2 protein-coding genes are annotated in these 2,037 nt (G+C 74.2%); both read right to left on the bottom strand.

Translation table 11 applies throughout. The annotated features are described in order from the left end of the window. Positions 1-407, bottom strand: a 407-nt coding sequence (locus H0X00_RS23550; protein WP_293775278.1) for an alanine racemase, incomplete at its 3' end; no start/stop codon positions are given. 432 nt (positions 408-839) lie between these two features. Beyond that, the coding region (locus tag H0X00_RS23545) for an NAD(P)H-hydrate dehydratase (protein WP_293775277.1) at positions 840-2,037 on the bottom strand (1,198 nt) is incomplete at its 5' end.

Below are 2,037 nucleotides of genomic sequence, written 5' to 3'. Positions count from 1 at the left end.
GCCGCGGCGGCCGCGGCGATCTGCTCCACGGCCCAGACGGCGTTGGCCGACAGGTCGACGTCGGCGGTGATCGCGGGGACCAGGTCGGAGCCCGGGGTGATCAGCCAGCACAGCACCCGGGCCTCGTCCGGGCCGATGCCGGCCGCCCGAAGCCCCAGTGCCTCCTCCAGCACGGCGGCGCCGAGCCAACTCGCGCCGCCGGCGATCGCGGCCCGCGCGACCGGGACCATGCCGTGCCCGTAGCCGTCCGCCTTCACCACGACCATGACCTCGGCCGACCCCGCGTACCCGCGCAGCGCGCCGACGTTCGCCCGCACCGCGTCAAGGTCGACACGGGCCTGGGCGCGCCACGGGCTCGGGGTGGGAGCGGGGGTCTCCCCAATCTCGTCAGCCATCTCGTCAGCCATCTCGCCGTCATCCTCGCACCGGCGACACGCCGGGATCGACGGAGGCGGGCCCCCACGCTCGAAGCCCAGGTGAACGAATTCGGACAGATCCGGACGAGGCCCCCAGAGATGCGAGGACACATCACGTTTCTGTCACAGGAGGCCCTCCTCCGTTTGAAGGATCTCTAAATCATCCGAACGCCGCGCAACCGTGACGCACGTCATGCCGTCTCATGGTGCACACGCGGACGGTCCACCGTTCGCCCCCTGGGGAGGGGATCGGAAATGGCTCAGAGCCAGATTCGTATCGAGCGCAAGACGATCACGAGCAAAAGCACCCTGGCCAAGCAGGATGCCAACGCTCTCGATCTGCGAACCCCGTCCGGCCGGAAGCTGCCGTACTGATCCTCGCCGCCCGGGCCCCTCACCAGAGGGACGTCGTTGGCCGGTAAGTCAGCTCGCAGTCATCTCGCGCCAGACGGCAGGTAGTGCGGCCGCCACGTCCATCGACGTGACCGGAGCGCCACCGCCGTGACCGTGCTCCCCCATCGTGCGCGCCGCCGCCCCGTGCAGGTAGGCCGCCACCGCCCCCGCCGCCGTGACCTCCAGACCGGCCGCCAGCAGGGCTCCCGCCAGCCCGGCCAGCACGTCGCCGCTGCCCGCCGTCGCCAACCAGCCTGATCCGGTCGGGTTCACGTAAGCCGGCCCGTCCCCCGGTCCGGGCGCCGGCGCAATCACCGTGGTCGAGCCCTTGAGCAGCACCGTCGCGCCGTAGGTCTGGGCCGCCGCGCGCGCCCGGCCCAGCCGTCCCGCCTCCGCCTCGGCCGGTTCGATCTTGAGCAGACGTCCGAGTTCCCCCGCGTGCGGGCTGAGCAGGGTCGGCGCCGCCCGCCGAAGCGGTCCGGTGCCCGCCAGCAGGGTCAGCCCGTCCGCATCCACCAGGACCGGCACGTCGCTGCGGAGCACGTCCTCCAGTCGGGACCGGGCCTCGGCGTCGGTACCGATACCGGGCCCCACCACCCAGGCCTGTACGCGGCCGGCCTCCGACGGTGCGCCGGTGGTCACCACCGACTCCGGCCAGCGCGCCCGCACGGCCGCGGCGGCCGGCTCCGGACCGGCGAAGCGGACCATCCCCGCGCCGCCGTGCAACGCTCCGGCCACCGCGAGCACCGCGGCACCGGGGTACGTGGCCGAGCCGGCGCAGATCCCGACCACCCCGCGGCGGTACTTGTCCGAGGTGCGGGCCGGCACCGGCAGCAGCGCGGCCACGTCGGCGTGCTGCAGGGCGAGCACGGCGGGGTCCGGAAGATACGGCTCGAGCCCGATGTCCACCAACGTGGGCGCCCCGGCCCGCCCGGCCGCCGGGTCGGCCAGCAACGCGGGCTTCCAGGTGCCGAAGGTGACAGTGGCGTCGGCGGTGACGGCCGCCCCTGGCACCTCCGCCGTGTCGGCGTCCACTCCACTGGGCACATCGACAGCGACCAGCAGGCCGGGGCCGGCGGCCGCCCGGTTCACGAGCGCAGCGGCCTCCGGCCGCAAGCCGCCGCTCGCGCCGATGCCGACGATCCCGTCCAGCACCAGGTCGGCCCGGTCCAGCGCGGCCGGATCGCCGGTCACCCGGCCACCGGCGGCGCACAGCGCTGCCAGTCCC

The sequence above is a fragment of the Sporichthya sp. genome, assembly GCF_013815995.1.
In the GTDB taxonomy this organism is placed as follows: domain Bacteria; phylum Actinomycetota; class Actinomycetes; order Sporichthyales; family Sporichthyaceae; genus Sporichthya.
The sequence above is the reverse complement of the archived record's forward strand: the minus strand, read 5'-3'. Positions and strand labels throughout refer to the sequence as shown.